Origin of the sequence: Cyclobacterium qasimii M12-11B (assembly GCF_000427295.1) — a bacterium.
GTDB lineage: Bacteria > Bacteroidota > Bacteroidia > Cytophagales > Cyclobacteriaceae > Cyclobacterium > Cyclobacterium qasimii.
Genome location: NZ_ATNM01000202.1, coordinates 1 through 16,718 on the forward strand (window position 1 = coordinate 1; position 16,718 = coordinate 16,718).

Here is a 16,718-nt window from a genome sequence, read left to right on the forward strand (position 1 = left end):
TTAATCCAAATAAATCTGCAAGGTATCATTTTTACTTTCTTCAAACATTGATTTGACTTCAATATAGACGAATTTAGATTGTAATGAAATTTCTTTATTTTAGCATTTAAAAGATTGCTTCCCCAAAAAATTAGTTTTTGCAATTTCCCTTAGTTTTTTTTAATTTCAATATTCGCTTCAGATGCAATCAAGTTCATTAACCTATCTTTATGATTAAATTTTGAAAGATTAGGTAACCATTCCTGATGTTCTTCCTCTAATTCCTTAATTTCTACAATTTTCCTTCCGCTTTCGATTTCTCCTTTAAAATCAAAAGATGGATTACTTCCATTTAGATTTCCAGCATATATTAGATAATTATTCTTGAAATAAGGTTGTTTACAACAATCAAAGGATTTATGGTCTAATTTATCTGTCGGATTGACTCCTTGTAATAATTGAGTAAGCATAAAAACATATTCAGACTCAGCAGAAGTAAGGTTATCTTTTTTAGTAGCTTTAGATAGTAAATCTTCAATTACTAACTTTTCTTCTTCACTATTAGACTCTAAATTATCGAGGTATTTTTTTGTGTACTTCATTATTTTTACGATATGCGATAATTGAATAAAGTTATTACTCTTTTTTAATTTAACCAAATCAATTATTGTATCCTTTAAATATAATTAATTTAGCCACATATCCTAAATCACCCCCCTCTAAGTTTCGTCAAATCATTACTTTGAACTGGGTGTTGTTTACAACTACACCCAAATATTCATAACTGATCGTAATTGTAAAATAGATCAAAATCACCAATAAACTACTTCGAGAAAACCTTCTATTCCAGCATAACTCCTTGCACTGGAACACAGATAATCCTCAGAATTTACCACTACTCCCACCCAATCCGAAAGTTTGCACTCTTTCATGCGCACCGCTCCATTAGATAGGAAGGTGTAGAAGCAATCTACACCTAGTCGGCGACCTTCTTTTCTAACGTAATCTACCTGAGATGGAATTACAAATTCCAAAAATAAAAAGGTGTAGATGCAATCTACACCTAGTGGGGGGTAGTTTGAAACTACGCTTAATGGAACGGTTTCCACTTTAGTTTAAAATAGGTTATCCTTTCATATTTTCTGGTGCCTGTCTTGTATCAAAAAAATCCATTATGTATATCATATACCTTCTACAAGGTATATGATTTTAAAATAACCTTCTACCAACCTTCTATGTCCTTTCCCCAGATGCTCCAAGTATTCCTCATATTGGCCTGTATGCGGATCTGTAATCAGACTGTCTACCCTATTCAGTAAATGTTTTCTAATCGCAACTACTTTTTCTAAAGGAACTGTTTGGACTATTAACAAAAAGTTTATGGATTCCTCTAGGCTTTCTAAAGATTGCTCAGTATAAACTATCCTCATTGATCTAACCTGCTATCCAGCTTCTTCTCGAACTCTTCCCTAGTATAAACTTTACCTGCTTTAATATCTTCTTCAGCTTTTAAAGCTCTTGACGTTAGTTTTTCCCTGAGGATAGGATTTAAACTGGACTTAACAAGCAAGGTCTTTATCTCCTCTAAAACATGAAGGTCATTTTCTTGCTCAATCAGCGCCCTTAATTCCTTTTTTATGTCTATTTTTCCCATGGTATCCATAAAGTTAACGATTTTTGAATTAAATTTAGTTTGCTTAATACTAACATTTTCAATGAATAAATGCTCGATTGAGACGGATGCATCCCAGTTACAGTATAATAAAATCATTACTTTGAACAGGCTGTTGTTTGAAAGTACAACCAAATATCCTAACCTGATCGTATTTGGGAAACAGAGCAAAATTACAAAAATCCACTTTGAAAAGTTCATTTAATTTAGCGTAATCTTTTGCCATGAAATACAGGTAATTTTCAGACTTTTCAACTATTCCCATCCGAAAGTTTGCCCACCGCTCCATTAGATAGGAAGGTGTAGATGCAATCTACACCTAGTGGGGCCAATCCTGCATTAAAAAACAAACCTATTGGGCACCCCTAAAAAAGAAAAGCCAACTTTATTGCTAAAGTTGGCTTTTTGAAGAGAGGAAGGGATTCGAACCCTCGATACTCTCGCAAGTATACGCGCTTTCCAAGCGCGCTCCTTAAACCGCTCGGACACCTCTCTATGGAATTATTTCATTTCATTGAGGCGACAAAGAAAATTATAAAAATCAGTTCTTGCAAGTTATTTGACGCTTTATTCTAGAAAAAGAACAGGCTTTTTTTACAATAATTCTTCCATCACCGCTATTAGATTGATGGTCAACCTATTGCTAATTTCTTCATTATTGGTTCAAAACGGACATTTCTCCAGCCAAAGGCATCATTAACTTTCGCTTGATTTCAGTTTCGTCAGATTCGTTCGCTAAAAGGAACATCATTTTTGTAACAGCAGCCTCCGTAGTGATGTCTGCACCACTTAACACCCCCACTCTTTTGAGGTCCATACTGGTTTGGTACCTTCCTTGTATTACCCTACCTCCATTGCATTGGGAAACATTTAAAATCAGAATTCCTCTATCAACTGCCGCTTCCATGGCTTTGATAAACCAACTTTCGCTAGGACTGTTTCCAGAACCATAGGTTTCCAGCACCACCCCTTTTTAAGCCTTTCATATTAAGGCAATGCTCGATTACCTGGGCTGTAATGCCTGGGAATAATTTTAGAACCATCACGCTATTGTCTAACTTGTTAAGGCAGCGAAGTTTCTTACCTTCCTCGTAGGGCCTGATGCTTGCATAGTTATAATCTATGACAATGCCTGATTCTGCAAGCGGAGGATAATTTTCTGATTCAAAGGCATCGAAGTGGACACTTTGCACTTTTTTGGCTCGGTTGCCCCGAAGGAGTAGGTGGTTAAAGAAGATACAAACCTCAGGAACGATAGGTTTTCCATTCGCTTTAGAAATGGCTATTTCCAATGAAGTCATTAAATTTTCCCGTGCATCAGAACGCATCGCACTAATCGGAAGTTGAGCACCGGTGAAAATCACAGGCTTATTTAGGCCTTTAAGCATATAGCTAAGCATGGAGGCGCTGTAGGCCATGGTGTCCGTCCCGTGCAACACCACAAAGCCATCGTAAGTATCATAATTTTCGTAAATGATATAAGACATATCCACCCAATGGTTCAGGTTGATATTGGAGGAATCGATGGGCTCCGGAAAAGAGATCACCGTAATACTAATGTTCAGGTTATTCAGATTGGGAATCTTTTCAAGGATTTTACCAAAATTAAATGGCACCAATGCACCATCATCGTCATAAGCCATACCCAAAGTACCTCCTGTATAAATAATCAATACAGAATGTTCGATCTCCTTTTTCGCTGCTGTGTTAAGCCTTACAATCTTATAATTCATTAGGCAGCAATTTGAACACTTTTAATGCATTCCTGTTTGTTATTTTTGACACTTCTGAAATACTGATTCCAGTGAATTCCGCCATTTTTTCTGCAATATAAGGGATGTACTCAGGCGAATTTCTTTTGCCCCTGAATGGCACAGGTGCCAGGAATGGACTATCGGTCTCCAACACAAGATGCTCAGGCCCCAACTCCTCTAAAACAGCTCCTACGCCACTATTTTTATAAGTAAGTGTCCCTCCTATACCCAAATAAAATCCCAAATCTATAATTTCCTTAGCTTGTTCCACTGTTCCAGAAAAACAATGAAAAATACCGGTCAGGTTTTTATCATTTAATGGCGCCAGGAATTCAAGGGTTTCATTCAACGACTCCCTGCAATGTAAAATCAAAGGCAGCTGCTTCTCCTTTGCCCATTTAACATGGACTTTTAAGGAAGCCTTTTGCTCTTCCAGGTGCGTTTTGTCCCAGTGCAAATCTATGCCCGTCTCTCCTACTCCATAAAAGGTATGCTTATCCCACCACTTTTCCATCTCGAAAAGTGTCTTTTCAAAATCTTTGTCCACATCACAAGGATGCAAACCCAACATTGGATAGCAAACTCCTGGGAATTTTTGCTCAAGTGCCAGCATCCCCTCAATGGATTCCAGGTCTATATTGGGCATAAATATTTTATCAATTCCTGCCTCAAAAGACCGTTTAACTACCTCCTCAGCATCTTCACTAAATTTCTTACTGTATATATGTGCGTGTGTTTCAATAAATTTCATGAGTAATTTCGGTTTTTCCAGGTAAGCTTAACAGGGTAAAAGTAAAAAATTACTGTTGCCCAACTTACCCACCAATTGTATATTTCAAAGTAAATTAAATCAAAAAAACTGATTTTGGTCATTGTTTTACTGGCAAATGTGCTAATAAATACGGACTGAAAGATAGTTTTAATCAGCCAAAAAACCATGGTCCACAAGGGTATAAAATACAATCCAAGTATTAACCCGGCATAAAAAGCAACCTGAAGCCCTAGCAACAACTGCCATATCAAGGGCAATAGAAATGCTCCACGCATCCAACGCTTTCTTTGCTGCAGTAAATTCCAGACTGTTTTTTCAGGCTTGGTTTTCACCAAGGACTCCTCGCTTACAATATGGATAGGCCGATAGCCTTTTTCATAAAGAGCTATAGACATGGCAAGGTCCTCTGTTACGTTCTTTGCTACTTTGCCAAATCCTCCTGAATCTAGATAAGCTGTACTTCCCATTGCCATGTTATTGCCCATGGCTGTAAGTGAGTAACCTGCATCTGATACGACCTTAACTTTCCCCAAGGTCAACCACCAATCCAAAGCCTGCATTCTGGCAAAAAAACCATCCCCAGTGACAGTGGTAATGCCCGTCACAAGTCCATAATCTTCTCTATATGCCTTCGAAAAGGACTTACACCACGTGGGGGGAACAATACAATCAGCATCTGTAAAAACCAATAGCCCCGATTTTACCTGGGTAGCCATTTCTGCAAGCGCCAGGGCCTTTCCATTTTGTCCTTTTTCAGGTCTTTTTGAAAGTGGCACCAAAGTTCGGTTGTCAGCTTTGGTAGCCCATTGCTTTAAAATGGCAGCGGTTTCATCTTCGCTATCATCATCAGTGACCAAAAACCTGATTTTTCCTGATGGATAATCTATATTTTCAAGAGCTTTGAGGCAATCAGGTAGGTTATTGGCTTCATTGCGGCATGGTAGCAAAACTGTAACGAAAGGCAATTCGTGTTTATCGCTGTTATAATTTTTAAACCTAAACCGAATTAGAAAGGACAAGGTAGCATACAGCAGGGAAACCAGAATCACGATAAAAAGTGCTGCTTGACCTACCATAACCTACAACAATGCTGTTTGAAACCCTTGGCTAGACAAATAATCCAGGTACTTAGGTAAAATTTCCTGAAGATTTTTTTTCGATTTTTGCTGGTCATGAAACAGCACAATCGACCCATTTTTCGTGTACTTCTTGACTTTTTCCAACGCTACACCAGAATTCAGTCCCTTTTTAAAATCCCAGGAGATCACATCCCAAAGGACAATCTCATACTCCTGCAACAAATGTCGGGCATATCGCTTGTTAATGCTTCCATAAGGAGGGCGGAAAGTTTTGGTTTCAATACCCGTCTTCTCCAATATCGTTTTCCGGCATTGTTCCACATCTTCCAGGTATAGGGAGAGTGGCGTTTTACCTGCCTTTAGGTGATGGTAAGTGTGGTTTCCTATGCCATGCCCTTTTTGAGCAATCTCATTCGCCAAATCGGGATTTTTGGACACATTGTCCCCCACCATAAAAAATGTAGCCTTCATATTGTAATCCTCCAGAAGTCTCAATACATAGTCAGAAACTGAAGGCACCGGACCATCGTCAAAGGTCAGGTAAACTGTTTTTTGCTTGCGGTCTTTGTGCCAGGTATAGGAACCAAAAAGATTTTGAATTATACCTGGGACTTTATAGAATAACATATCAATTGAATTGAAGGCTGAGTAGCGTAATGTCATCCCTAACAGGAATTCCATCCGAAAACTTTGCCAAATCACTTAGAAAGCCTTTGTGAAAACGCTCAGGATCAAAGGAAGGATGTGCGGCGATGTAGGCTAGAAATCTTTCTTCACCAAATTCCTCTTCATTTGGATTCAGTGCTTCCGTCAACCCATCGGTATATAGATGAAGCGTAAAATGAGCTAAATTTTCTCTTTCACCCTGCTCCATAAATGGCAACGTTTCAAAAGCACCCAATATGGTGGTACCTGCCTCCAGTAACTCAGGAGAATTGCTTGCGCTGGTGCACAATACTGGGGGATTATGCCCTGCATTGACATATGTTAGCTTCTTTTTACTGTAGGAATAATGTCCTAGAAAAAAGGTGATAAACCTTTCTCCTTTTGTGGTATCAAAAGTGGAAAAATTCAGTTGCTCAACAATCGTTTTTAAATCGGTACCGCTACGAAGAAGGGTTCGAAGGGCCGCTTGAAAATTGGACATCAGCAATGATGCCGGCATCCCTTTCCCAGAAACATCTCCTACACAGAAATAAACATCATCTTCAGACCTTTCAATCAAGTCGTAGTAATCCCCGCCTACAGAACTATGTGGGATATAAGTCACTTGGGCCCTAAGCTTTTCATGATCGGGAAGTGTCGCTGGAAATAACATGCGCTGCACATTACTGGCAATCTCCATTTCCTTTCGAAAGCTTTCTTGCTCCAGTTGCTTCCTGGCAAAACGCTTGTTCTCCAGTGCCACCACCAAAATATTGGTCAATGCTTGGGTAAAGTCCAAATCCAATCCAGCATCCCCATCCTTTGTGCTCATAAAGAGAATGGCAAGCATTTTATCTTTATGGTAAACGGGCACATAAATATTTACCTCTGTGAAGGAATATTCTTCAGAAAGAGAAAGGCTAAGTTTTCCCAACTCCTTGTTTTCCTGGACATCGGCTTTTTGAATTTTCTCAGGTAGTTTTTCCTTAACCTGATGAGAAATCCTTCTTAGGAAAAACTGCTCTTGCTGGTTATAAACATAGAGTACCAGTGATTTAATATTCAAATGAATCAGGCAGGTAAATTTAAAAATATTTAAAAGTACATTTTCATCTTTGTTCTCGTTGATGGCTTGTGTTATTTCCAGCAATGCCTTTAATTCCAGTTCTTTTCTCTGGTATTTAATTGTCTCTGCAGTCATTTTATAGGGTATTGTGGGTGAGCAGACCCTCTTTGGTCGCCAGGTAATAATAAGTCTTTCCTTTTTCCGTCAAAGGTAGCGCATCAAAAATTTCATTTTCCGGTGCCGCATAACATCTTATCCACCCTTTCTCCAATAGTTGCGATAAATTCATCAGCAACTTGTCGTCTTCCCATTCCAAACTGGATTTCAGGTATTGATAGGATTGAAGAAAATACAATTCATCCAAAAGATCAAATTCATCATTAGTCATTGTTGCCTCTCCGTTAAGTCTAATTACAAAATTAAGGGATTCATTAGCTTTTCCTTCCTTTCCAGGTATAATTTCCAAAAATCGCAAAAGGAAGGGTGCATAAGACGAGTAAGGGATAGATCCATCCTGATAAAAACCAGCTAAGATTAGAAAATCCTAATCCAAAATGGCTCAGAACTTTTCCCAAGACTACTTTTTCAAATTTCATCCTCAAAGCCCAAAAGAGCAACATGCCCAGGGTAAATTCCCAGGAAAGAAAAGCCAAAGGAAGACTTGCCAATAATAGGGTGCAGAAAACAGCAAGCAATACTGCTGAAAGCCAATGTCCACGCTCTTTATGAGCATTCCATTTACTGGCCCACCTTGAACGCTGACGAATCCAATCAAGCGGACTTTTCCATGCATGCGTATTTACCAGAGAAAGGGGTGACACAAGGTAATCTATGGCAGATGCTCCAAATCTAGCACGCATCTTTTTAAGCAAGAATTCATCATCCCCTGAAGGAATATGGGTATTCCCATCATACCCACCTACCTCTATAAAGGCTTCTTTTCGAAAAGCTAAATTGGCTCCACTACACATTAACGGGTTGGCTTCTGCGAATGAAACCTGTGTCATTAATATAAGACTGGCCCATTCTATTTGCTGAAAATCACTAAAAATGTCATCGCCAGAGGTAGTCATCACCGGGCCTGCCACCAATTGGATGGTAGGGTCCTGAAATGGAGCGATTATTTGGGACAACCAAGCTTTATTGACCTTAACATCAGCGTCAGTTGTCACAATAATAGCTGATTTGCTGGCTTGAATTCCTGTACTTAGCGCTGCTTTCTTACCAATACCCTTGTTCTTGATTAATTGCCAGTTGTCTAGTTTGTGATTTTCTATAAACTGCCCCACCATCTCCTCGCCATTGTCCTCACTGTGGTCATCGATAAAGCATACATTTGCCAATGAAGGCAGGATTTCGATAAAGTGGGGAAGCAATAGTCTTAGGTTTTCTTCCTCATTTCGGAATGGTATCATTAAAGTACAGGAACTTAGGAGACTTTGGCTAAGTCCCAACTTAGGTAATGGTTCTTTGGTCTTATTGTCCCAAATGCTTGTCAAATACCTTAAGCTCCAAAAATAAGTTAAGGCAAATAAAAAATAGAGCATTCCTAGGACAAGCATTTAATGGGCATTTGAGGATTTGTGGTAAATTGCACCGATGAGTAAAATTGTAAAAAATCCAGTCAAAGAAAAAATAATTTTGGGTATTGACCCTGGAACCTCAGTAATGGGTTATGGCCTTATATTAGTCAAAGGAAGTAAATACAGTATAATCGAGTTTGGCGTTATTCACCTGAAAAAGTACAGTGACCATGCCATGAAACTCAAGAAAATATTTGAAAAAATAACTTATATTATTGAAACACATCAGCCGGATTCCATGGCTTTAGAAGCCCCATTTTTTGGGCAGAACGTCCAGTCCATGCTCAAACTAGGAAGGGCTCAGGGAGTAGCCATGGCGGCAGCCTTGGCAAAGGAAGTGTCTATAACAGAATATTCTCCGAAGAAAATAAAACAGTCGGTAACAGGAAATGGTAATGCTTCTAAAGAGCAAGTAGCTGAAATGCTTAAATCTTTATTGAATTTTGACGAGATTCCAAAATTATTAGATGCAACAGATGCATTGGCTGTGGCCTTGTGCCATCATTTTCACGATGGCAGGATTCAGACCAAAGGGAGAAGTGGTGGCTGGAAATCTTTTTTAACTGAAAACCCTGACCGGATAAAAAAATAATTTTTCGCCATTAAATTAGAATTCTAGTCCATAATTGATAAATTAGTAAAGAACTAAACCCTAATAGCCATGAAAAAAACGGTATTGGAATGCGAACACTGTTTTACCGATTTCATCAACCAATTGAATGAATTGCGGGATTTGATTCAAGAAGGAAAAAGTCACGGGATGAATGATGCCATACGCGCCAAATTGATCGTTAGTTTTGAAAAGTCACATGATGCTGCTTTAGAAACCATCGCCTCGTATTTCAAAACGCAGGGCAAAGCACCTTTTTCTGGTTCTAGAGACATTACCGTAGAGGCTTTTCATGCTGATCTGATAGATGATGGACAAGGCTGGCTAGACATGATCATTCACAGAATAAAACACAACCCCCTTTATCCCGGTGATTATTTGGGATCACTTGCTGAAAACATTGTTAAAAAATACTTAGGCTTTTTGGAAGGTTTTGAAAGAAATATGGAGGAAAAACTAGAGGGCTAAGAGGTATAAGCAACTGCCTTAACCTTTTTTTAATTTATTTTCAGAAAGTTGTAGCATTACAACAATTAATTGCGTCTTGGCTGAGAAAAGTAATACAAACGATTCCTTTTTTATCTATTTACCCTTTTCCCAATAAGCCATGAAAAAACAATTACACCCTCACTTTACCATCGGGATGCAGCTAATGCTCTCCTTTATGCTGGTATTGGTACTTCCTTCCTGTGAAGACCAAATAGAAACGACTTATACCTATCAAACACAGGTACCTGTGTTTATAGAAGTAAATGCTTTCAGAGAAGCTGATATTGTAATTGAACCAGGCATACCACTGGATCAACCTGGTAAAATTTACATCTATGGTGATTACCTTTTTATCTCGGAACCCGGGAAAGGCATTCATTTATTGAACAATGCGGACCCTTCGAACCCTCAAAACCTAAATTTCATCAATATCCCAGGAACTGGTGACATGGCCATCAATGAAAGCATCTTGTATGCCGACAATTATATTGACCTATTGGCCTTTGACATTTCGAATCCTGAAAATATCCAACTTGTAAAAAGAGAAAAGGACGTTTTCCCAAATATCTATTCCAATGAGGAAACAGGCACCATAATGACCTATAAAGATACCGTCATTACCTCCACTGAGTCCAATATGCGCTGGAACAGCTGGGGAAGACCTACTTTTAGAACCGACATGATGACACTTGAATCCGCCGCTTACTCCAAATCTGATGGAGGGCAGAGCTATGGCCAAGGTGGATCCATGGCAAGGTTTACCCTTTTAGGTGGGCACCTCTATACGGTGGACAACTATAACATGAGAATTTTCAATGTAGAAAACCCCATGGATCCGAAATACCTTAGCGATATAAGTTTGGGTTGGGGGATAGAAACAATCTTTCCTTTTAAAGGAAATCTTTTTATTGGTTCTATGTCGGGTATGCACATTTATGATGCCAGCAACCCCGCGGCACCGAGGGAAATGGCTGTCTATTCACACATAACTTCTTGCGATCCTGTGGTGGTCAATGATGATTATGCTTTCGTGACCTTGAGAAGTGCTGCTCTTTGCCGTAATGGAGCCAATGAGTTGCATGTGCTGGACATTAAGGACCTTAATTCTCCTACGCTTTTGAAAGCTTACCCAATGGACAATCCCCATGGACTGGGACTTTCTGGAGATTATTTGTATTTGGCAGAAGGAGAACAAGGGTTAAAGAGTTTCAATGTTTCAAATGTCATGGAGATCAGTAACAATCAAATTGAGCACCTAAAAAACCATGTGTTTCTCGACATTATTCCTGGACCCAAATCATTAATAGTCATCGGTCCTGATGGGGTTTGCCAATTTGACTACTCCGATCCGGAGAAACTTAAAGAACTTAGCTGTATCAATGTATCCAATGGATAAATGAAAAATCTGTATTTATTTTTCCTAACAACATTCATTTTTTCCTGCCCCCTGATCAACATGGGGCAGGATTTACCCTTTGTAAACCATACCGAATTAGGACTGTTGACAGGCTCCGATAACTTTGGTCCCCGTAACAATTTCACCTTTCAAACTTTCAATGGGGTTCAACTCACACGCCGACATGCAGTCGGTTTTGTTACAGGTCTGGACCAATATGCAAACTATTCTGTCCTTCCTTTGGCTTTAGGTTGGAGAGGAGTTCTAAATCCTCAAAACAAATGGCAGTTGTATGGTGGTGGGGAATTAGGATATGGTTCTGCCGTTTTTGAAAGCGTAGAAGTAAATGAGTGGGAACAACACAATTGGCGCAAAGGGGGCATGATGGGACAAGGAACTATTGGCTTCAGATACAAAACCAAAAAGACCAATTTCTGGACGGCAAGTGTCTCATTGAAGCGGCAGATCAGTTATTTTTACAATGGCAATCCCTCCAGGTTGTCCCCAAACCGAAGCCGACCCGAAGACTGGAACTATTTTGAAGAAGACAAAGTCACCTTCAATAACCTTGTCTACAGGATTGGGTATTCGTTTTAAAAAGTTATTTCTTTAGTATTCAATATTTGTTTTATAAGGGTTGATTTATCGTTTACTTATTTTTAACATGGTCAATCTTGGGACCGGATCCTAAGCGGGAAGGTATTACGAGTACGGTAACCTATGGCTTCGGCTCCGCTCAACCGCCGGGCTTCGACCTTTTAGTCGCTGAGCTTCGACAACTTTCAGCCACCGGGCTTCAGATTCGTTGAATCACCGGTAAATTCGCAATGCCAATCTAACTCAAATAGATTAACAGCTATTCGAGAAAATCCCAGACCTGAAGGGTCTGAATAATAATAACCGTGGGTGCCAAACCCACGGCTAGGAGAAACCCTCCTATTCGCAACCCCAGATGGGGTTGAACAGCTTCTCCCTATCAACCGACATAAAAAAATAGCGAAACCACTATTCAATCTAATGATTAAGTGATTTCGCTATACATTATAGTAGATGGTTTAACTTAGCTTATACAGCTAAACCAATCAAAAACAATCAAGGGAAATAAAAGCCACTTGGTCCTCTGCCTACTGCTACATCGTCGATTAGTTCTCCTTGAGCATTGATACGCATCACTGTACCATTTCCCTGCCAGCCATTGTGCTCTCCTATATACAAGGTTTGCGTGTCGTCATCAAAACCCAAACCATAGAAATTACTACCAGAATAAAAATGCTCATCTACCACTGAACCTGAAGTTAGGGACAGTTTCACTACCACATCTTCTGTAGCCTGATTGCTAATGACAAACAATTCACCACTGTTATTGATGGTGAAATTACCATTGTAAAGGCTATTGCTCACAGGAAATTCTAGGGTCTCCACAACTTCAAAAGTAGCTGAGTTTAGTTTGTGCAGGTAGATTTTATCATAGTCGTTGGCATAGAGATAATGGCTTCCCTGGTATTCGAAAAAGAAAAACGGTGTTCCTTCCACGTCTACTGTTTTCTCCACTTCATCCGCTCCAACTTCTATCACAGCAATGGTTCCCAGTTGACAGGCTACTAATATTCTGTCCCCAACAAAAGCAAGCCCTTCAGGTCTTGACGGTGTAGGGATTTTATAGGCAATATCTCCTCCTGTTATATCTTCAACTACAGCCACAAAGGATTCGGTATTGCTCCAAAATGCATCATATGGCCCCCAATCGCTAATATACAATTTACCATCAGCCCTGACCATGCTCCGGCTATTTACCAGCTCATTATTGACAGCACCTACGGAAATAAAATCCGCTGATTGAACCACTTCTACTTTTCCGGTATTGGCTACCAGGTAAGTATAGTCATCATAGCTAATCAAATCCTGAAGTAGCCCTGCAAATGGTCTGGAATTAATACTTTCAAAAACATTGGCTTCCGCCTCTGCCGTGTTCTTATCAAAATGGTAAACTTCACCATCATTGGCACCAAATGCCCCTTCATTGATTATCAGCACACCATTTTCATAGGCCCCCTGAGGAATTTCAACCGGATCCGTCCCGCAGGATACCAAAAGGGCAAACAAAAACAACTTACAGGCTAACTGCATTTTTTTCATAACACTACATTTAAATTAAATTGAAAATTTCTTCCGGGCATGGACCTCAGGCGAACCACCTGATAATCCACATTGAAAATATTATTTGTATGGAATCCCAGATTCCCCTTTAGTTTCCCTTTCAACTCAAAGGCATAGGTAAGCCCTGTATCCCACAAGCTGTAGGGAGATAAAAGGGTTTGGTTATCCGTGGTGACATACCTTTCACTGGTCCATTGCTGCTGGATGTAAAGCTTGTAGGGGCCATTTTGCAAGCTTCCTTGTGTACGTATCTTATGCTTTGGAACATAGGGAAGTTGTTTTCCCTGACTAAGCGAATTTCCTTGATCGCCAGATTGATTGACAGCGCTATTTAAGGAGTAGTCCACATTCATTCCCCAGCGATTGCTACCTTGCTTAAATACCCCTTTAAAAAAATACTCCAGCCCCTGATTGACCACTGAACGTACATTCTCAGCCTGCCAATAGCTGCCTCTTGGCAACCATAATATCCAATCATCTACATCCATATGAAAATAGGTAAACCTGTTTTCAATACTAAATGCAGCTATTTTGGTCTTATTGGTAAGTCCAATCTCTTTACTAAGGCTTTTCTCAGGCATCAAATTCAGGTTGCCACCCGGCACCCAGAACCTGTCGTTTAAAGTAGGGATTTTAAAGCTTCTCGACAGGTTACTTATTAATTGCCAATTCCAAAGAGCTGAATTAAAGAAAGCCCATTCCACACCCAATGAAGGTGTAAAAGGAGCTGCTTCTCCTTCATGAATCAGCTGCCTGAGTTGCATGGAAATCCCCAGATTTTGTATTGGTTTAAAATTCGTAGCCTGGTACAATTCTAACCGTTGTTCCTGACTGTCGTAGGTGGCCAGTTGCCCTTTGATATGAGAATAGCGGATACCGGCCAGGGTCTGCCATTTTTGAGAGAAAGAGTAATCCAATGCGGTACCTAGCAAAAACAAGCGCGTTTGGTTTCTGTCTGTATTAAAAACCATCACATCACTGGATATCCCGGTTTTAGCAGTCCAGGTAAATTTTTCACCATTATAAGTGTAATCTATTACAGACCTGACACTCTTGTCTTCCTGTACATCGCTTACAGCTGAGCCCAACAAAGGTTGTATTTGCCTGTCATTGGAATTGATCCATAGGTTGGCTTTTAAGGACTGTTTCGGGCTTATCTTAATGGAAAAATCCTGTACCAAACCAATTTGTGAAACCCTGGCATGTTCCTGGCGTTTTTCGGGGGTACCGGGGCTTGCCCAATCCTTATAGGTGAAATTATTTGCTGTAAAATTTCTATAAACATTGGTTCGAAATGCAAATTTTTCAGCTCCCTGACGGAAGCTTACCTGCTGGTGCCAGCGACCAAAACTCCCCAAAAGTGTACCAATTTTCAATTCATTGCCAGCATTGAACTCCAGATCAGAAGACAAATGAACAGATCCACCTATGGCATCAGTACCATATAAAGCACCTGAACTCCCATAATGAATATTCACGGCATCAAATCCTCCCAAAGGGAATATCGAATAATCAGCCTGCCCCAATGAAGGGCTATTCACAGGCAATCCATTCCAAAATAAGGCATTGTGTCCGGCTGAGGTGCCACGCATGCTCAGGGAAGCTAACATTCCGGCGCCGTACTGTCTTAAAAACAAGCCTGTCTCTTGTTGTAAAACCTCCCCCAATGAATATCCAGACAATTGGTCTAGCCTGTCCGCATCCAGGGTTCTTACGTATTGGCCAAAAGAATATTTTCTTAAAGCAGCGGCGTGAACTTCCACTTGGGAAAGCACCAAAGTGTCTTGTCGAAAGGCCCTTGAGGAATCAAGTTCGCTCTGCCAACCCGCTATAAAGAAAACCAAACAAGCAAATAATGACATCCTCTTTCTGTTGATTAGGTATCCACGTTTTCACACAATTCGGAAAAAGAAGAGAATGGAACATTAACTGGCGAGTATGCCTTAAAGACAACCTTTGACAGGCATCTGTATTGCGTACCAAAATTCAATAAATGAAAATATTGAAAACAGCTAACACTTTTTTCTCAGCCTTTCTCCCGAAAGCCATGAACGATAAGATTTTAATGGCAGGTCTCCTGACTTCCCAAGGTAAATCCGCCTTCTCACCCCAAAAGGGACAATGGCAAAGGATGGATTTCCATTTTCTTTATTGTTATAAAGATTGGGTTACAGTTGCGGGGACAGTTCCGGTTTCACACCGAATTCCCTATTATTCCCGAGAGCCTGGTTAAGGATCGGGAACCATAAATCGAAACAAACTTACGGTAAAAACTCTATTCAAAAAACTTTTGAAAAAATTAAGCTGTTGGAAATGGAAGCTGCAATGGTTTACTTTGGGTCGAAAATCAAATCCTGTTTATTCTTTTTTATTAAAAAATGGCTGTTATTCGTCTGTTTATTTTTGTTTTGCTATTTCTTCCAGCCTGCCAGCAAGCCAGTCAGGAAGGCAATTTGGATGCTCTGGAAGAAGTCCCGTTAATGTACGCAAAAGGCTTTGCACTCTTCCGCGGCAATAATTTTTATGTTCTTGAAATTATTCAATCTCCAGATACAAAACAGCGGTTTTTGATTTATGACCCAGAGGAGGAAGTGTCAATGCCTGATTTATCATTCGACGGTAAGGTCCCAATGGGAAGCCATAAAGTAATTTTGTCTGCCACTCCTCAAGTTGCTCACTTGGATTACCTACAGGCCGAAGACCACCTCATGGCCTTTCCTGACCTGGACTTGATAACCAGCGAATCAGTAAGGCGAAGAATAGATGAAAATAGGATCATTGACCTGGGAAAAGGCCCGATGACAAACATGGAAAAAATAATTGACCTCCAACCGGACTGGGTCATGATATCGGGATTTGGAGAACCTTTTAAATTGGCGGATAGATTAGGTGCAGCAAGTATTCCAGTGATCATCAATCAGGAATTTCTGGAAAAACATCCTCTTGGCAGGGCCGAATGGATTAAGGTAACGGGAGTTTTGTTGGGAAAGGAAAAAGAAGCGATGGAAGTTTATTCGGAAATTGTCACCAACTACAATGCCTCTAGTGAGCTAATGGCTAAAGTCGCTGAAGATAAAAAGCCAAGTGTACTCTCTGGCTCCTTGTACAAAGACATCTGGTATGCTCCCGGGAAAGACAGTTGGGCAGCAAAAATTATTGCTGATGCCGGTGGCCATTACCTGTTTGATAAGGAAGGGGATACTGGAAGTCTTACCTTGAATTATGAATTTGTTTTGGATCAGGCCGGTCAAGCAGATTATTGGATAGGCGCTGCCAATTATGTCTCACTAGGAAGCATGGTGGAGCAAAACCCAAAATACGGCGCCTTTAAAGCATATAAAGAAAAACAGATTTACACATATACTTTAGGGATGGGAGCAACTGGTGGATTGAGGTATTTTGAAGAGGGCTACCTGCGACCTGACCTAGTATTACTGGACATGATTAAAATCCTTCACCCAGAAGAAGCCAGAGAGCACAAATTCAGGTATTTCGAGAAATTAGAAGATTAAATCA

At 40.0% G+C, this 16,718-nt stretch carries 17 protein-coding genes, 1 tRNA gene, 1 pseudogene and 1 riboswitch; of the genes and pseudogenes, 5 read left to right on the forward strand and 14 right to left on the reverse strand.

The window, feature by feature from the left end:
- Positions 1-149 precede the first annotated feature (149 nt).
- The 12 genes and pseudogenes from ADICYQ_RS25235 to ADICYQ_RS25295 all read right to left on the reverse strand — a co-directional run bounded on the left by ADICYQ_RS25235 (position 150) and on the right by ADICYQ_RS25295 (position 8,529).
- Positions 150-581, reverse strand: a complete 432-nt coding sequence (locus ADICYQ_RS25235; protein ID WP_020892461.1) for a hypothetical protein — start codon at positions 579-581, stop codon at positions 150-152.
- 210 nt (positions 582-791) lie between these two features.
- Positions 792-1,088 (reverse strand): hypothetical protein, encoded by a 297-nt coding sequence (locus ADICYQ_RS27935; protein WP_040418189.1) that lies wholly within the window; start codon positions 1,086-1,088, stop codon positions 792-794.
- A gap of 72 nt (positions 1,089-1,160) precedes the next feature.
- Positions 1,161-1,409, reverse strand: coding sequence for a hypothetical protein (locus ADICYQ_RS25245; protein WP_020892463.1), 249 nt, complete (start codon positions 1,407-1,409; stop codon positions 1,161-1,163).
- Positions 1,406-1,852 carry a hypothetical protein gene (locus tag ADICYQ_RS29195; RefSeq protein WP_235114922.1) on the reverse strand — a complete coding sequence of 149 codons (447 nt, stop codon included), beginning with the start codon at positions 1,850-1,852 and terminating at the stop codon, positions 1,406-1,408. Before ADICYQ_RS29195 ends, ADICYQ_RS25245 begins: the two co-directional genes overlap by 4 nt.
- A 207-nt stretch (positions 1,853-2,059) precedes the next feature.
- Positions 2,060-2,146: transfer RNA gene (locus ADICYQ_RS25260), tRNA-Ser, on the reverse strand.
- Positions 2,147-2,306: 160 nt separating this feature from the next.
- Positions 2,307-3,384, reverse strand: a pseudogene (locus ADICYQ_RS25265) (asparaginase).
- Positions 3,374-4,156: a TatD family hydrolase gene (locus ADICYQ_RS25270; RefSeq protein ID WP_020892468.1), complete on the reverse strand. Its 783-nt coding sequence runs from the start codon at positions 4,154-4,156 to the stop codon at positions 3,374-3,376. Before ADICYQ_RS25270 ends, ADICYQ_RS25265 begins: the two are co-directional and overlap by 11 nt.
- A complete protein-coding gene (locus ADICYQ_RS25275) occupies positions 4,153-5,253 on the reverse strand; it encodes a glycosyltransferase (protein ID WP_020892469.1) in 1,101 nt (366 codons plus the stop codon). Before ADICYQ_RS25275 ends, ADICYQ_RS25270 begins: the two co-directional genes overlap by 4 nt.
- A 3-nt stretch (positions 5,254-5,256) precedes the next feature.
- A complete protein-coding gene (locus ADICYQ_RS25280; RefSeq protein WP_020892470.1) occupies positions 5,257-5,883 on the reverse strand; it encodes a polysaccharide deacetylase family protein in 627 nt (208 codons plus the stop codon).
- 1 nt (position 5,884) lies between these two features.
- On the reverse strand, positions 5,885-7,102 hold the full coding sequence (locus ADICYQ_RS25285; protein ID WP_020892471.1) for a PP2C family protein-serine/threonine phosphatase: 1,218 nt from the start codon (positions 7,100-7,102) through the stop codon (positions 5,885-5,887).
- A gap of 1 nt (position 7,103) precedes the next feature.
- Positions 7,104-7,355 (reverse strand): hypothetical protein, encoded by a 252-nt coding sequence (locus ADICYQ_RS25290; protein ID WP_020892472.1) that lies wholly within the window; start codon positions 7,353-7,355, stop codon positions 7,104-7,106.
- A 43-nt stretch (positions 7,356-7,398) separates the two neighbouring features.
- Positions 7,399-8,529: a glycosyltransferase gene (locus ADICYQ_RS25295; protein ID WP_020892473.1), complete on the reverse strand. Its 1,131-nt coding sequence runs from the start codon at positions 8,527-8,529 to the stop codon at positions 7,399-7,401.
- A gap of 37 nt (positions 8,530-8,566) precedes the next feature.
- On the opposite strand from ADICYQ_RS25295, the gene ruvC reads away from it, so the two are divergent.
- The 4 genes from ruvC to ADICYQ_RS26465 all read left to right on the forward strand — a co-directional run bounded on the left by ruvC (position 8,567) and on the right by ADICYQ_RS26465 (position 11,642).
- Positions 8,567-9,142, forward strand: coding sequence for a crossover junction endodeoxyribonuclease RuvC (gene ruvC, locus ADICYQ_RS25300; RefSeq protein ID WP_020892474.1), 576 nt, complete (start codon positions 8,567-8,569; stop codon positions 9,140-9,142).
- 69 nt (positions 9,143-9,211) lie between these two features.
- Positions 9,212-9,628 (forward strand): nucleotidyltransferase substrate binding protein, encoded by a 417-nt coding sequence (locus ADICYQ_RS25305; protein ID WP_020892475.1) that lies wholly within the window; start codon positions 9,212-9,214, stop codon positions 9,626-9,628.
- Positions 9,629-9,767: 139 nt separating this feature from the next.
- Complete coding sequence (locus ADICYQ_RS25310) at positions 9,768-11,045, forward strand: LVIVD repeat-containing protein (protein WP_040418193.1); 1,278 nt, start codon at positions 9,768-9,770, stop codon at positions 11,043-11,045.
- 60 nt (positions 11,046-11,105) lie between these two features.
- Positions 11,106-11,642, forward strand: coding sequence for a hypothetical protein (locus tag ADICYQ_RS26465; RefSeq protein ID WP_020892477.1), 537 nt, complete (start codon positions 11,106-11,108; stop codon positions 11,640-11,642).
- Positions 11,643-12,137: 495 nt separating this feature from the next.
- Here the strand turns inward: ADICYQ_RS26465 and ADICYQ_RS25320 are convergent, their stop codons facing one another.
- Together ADICYQ_RS25320 and ADICYQ_RS25325 are read right to left on the reverse strand one after the other, a co-directional pair.
- A complete protein-coding gene (locus ADICYQ_RS25320; protein WP_020892479.1) occupies positions 12,138-13,181 on the reverse strand; it encodes a YncE family protein in 1,044 nt (347 codons plus the stop codon).
- The gene (locus ADICYQ_RS25325; RefSeq protein ID WP_020892480.1) at positions 13,178-15,064 is read right to left on the reverse strand and encodes a TonB-dependent receptor; all 1,887 of its coding nucleotides are present in this window, start codon (positions 15,062-15,064) and stop codon (positions 13,178-13,180) included. Before ADICYQ_RS25325 ends, ADICYQ_RS25320 begins: the two co-directional genes overlap by 4 nt.
- Before the next feature lie 188 nt (positions 15,065-15,252).
- Positions 15,253-15,465, reverse strand: a riboswitch (cobalamin riboswitch).
- A gap of 115 nt (positions 15,466-15,580) precedes the next feature.
- Between ADICYQ_RS25325 and ADICYQ_RS25335 the strand changes: the two genes are divergently transcribed.
- Positions 15,581-16,714, forward strand: a complete 1,134-nt coding sequence (locus tag ADICYQ_RS25335; RefSeq protein WP_020892482.1) for an ABC transporter substrate-binding protein — start codon at positions 15,581-15,583, stop codon at positions 16,712-16,714.
- Positions 16,715-16,718 lie beyond the last annotated feature (4 nt).

Coding starts and splice junctions, on each gene's coding strand:
- ADICYQ_RS25280 (WP_020892470.1), bottom strand. CDS start 5,883: ATGTTATTCTATAAAGTCCCAGGTATAATTCAAAATCTTTTTGGTTCC.
- ADICYQ_RS25275 (WP_020892469.1), bottom strand. CDS start 5,253: ATGGTAGGTCAAGCAGCACTTTTTATCGTGATTCTGGTTTCCCTGCTG.
- ADICYQ_RS25270 (WP_020892468.1), bottom strand. CDS start 4,156: ATGAAATTTATTGAAACACACGCACATATATACAGTAAGAAATTTAGT.
- ADICYQ_RS25290 (WP_020892472.1), bottom strand. CDS start 7,355: ATGACTAATGATGAATTTGATCTTTTGGATGAATTGTATTTTCTTCAA.
- ADICYQ_RS29195 (WP_235114922.1), bottom strand. CDS start 1,852: ATGAACTTTTCAAAGTGGATTTTTGTAATTTTGCTCTGTTTCCCAAAT.
- ADICYQ_RS25305 (WP_020892475.1), top strand. CDS start 9,212: ATGAAAAAAACGGTATTGGAATGCGAACACTGTTTTACCGATTTCATC.
- ADICYQ_RS25235 (WP_020892461.1), bottom strand. CDS start 581: ATGAAGTACACAAAAAAATACCTCGATAATTTAGAGTCTAATAGTGAA.
- ADICYQ_RS25335 (WP_020892482.1), top strand. CDS start 15,581: ATGGCTGTTATTCGTCTGTTTATTTTTGTTTTGCTATTTCTTCCAGCC.
- ADICYQ_RS25245 (WP_020892463.1), bottom strand. CDS start 1,409: ATGAGGATAGTTTATACTGAGCAATCTTTAGAAAGCCTAGAGGAATCC.
- ADICYQ_RS25310 (WP_040418193.1), top strand. CDS start 9,768: ATGAAAAAACAATTACACCCTCACTTTACCATCGGGATGCAGCTAATG.
- ADICYQ_RS25285 (WP_020892471.1), bottom strand. CDS start 7,102: ATGACTGCAGAGACAATTAAATACCAGAGAAAAGAACTGGAATTAAAG.
- ADICYQ_RS25295 (WP_020892473.1), bottom strand. CDS start 8,529: ATGCTTGTCCTAGGAATGCTCTATTTTTTATTTGCCTTAACTTATTTT.
- ADICYQ_RS25325 (WP_020892480.1), bottom strand. CDS start 15,064: ATGTCATTATTTGCTTGTTTGGTTTTCTTTATAGCGGGTTGGCAGAGC.
- ADICYQ_RS26465 (WP_020892477.1), top strand. CDS start 11,106: ATGGGGCAGGATTTACCCTTTGTAAACCATACCGAATTAGGACTGTTG.
- ADICYQ_RS25320 (WP_020892479.1), bottom strand. CDS start 13,181: ATGAAAAAAATGCAGTTAGCCTGTAAGTTGTTTTTGTTTGCCCTTTTG.
- ruvC (WP_020892474.1), top strand. CDS start 8,567: ATGAGTAAAATTGTAAAAAATCCAGTCAAAGAAAAAATAATTTTGGGT.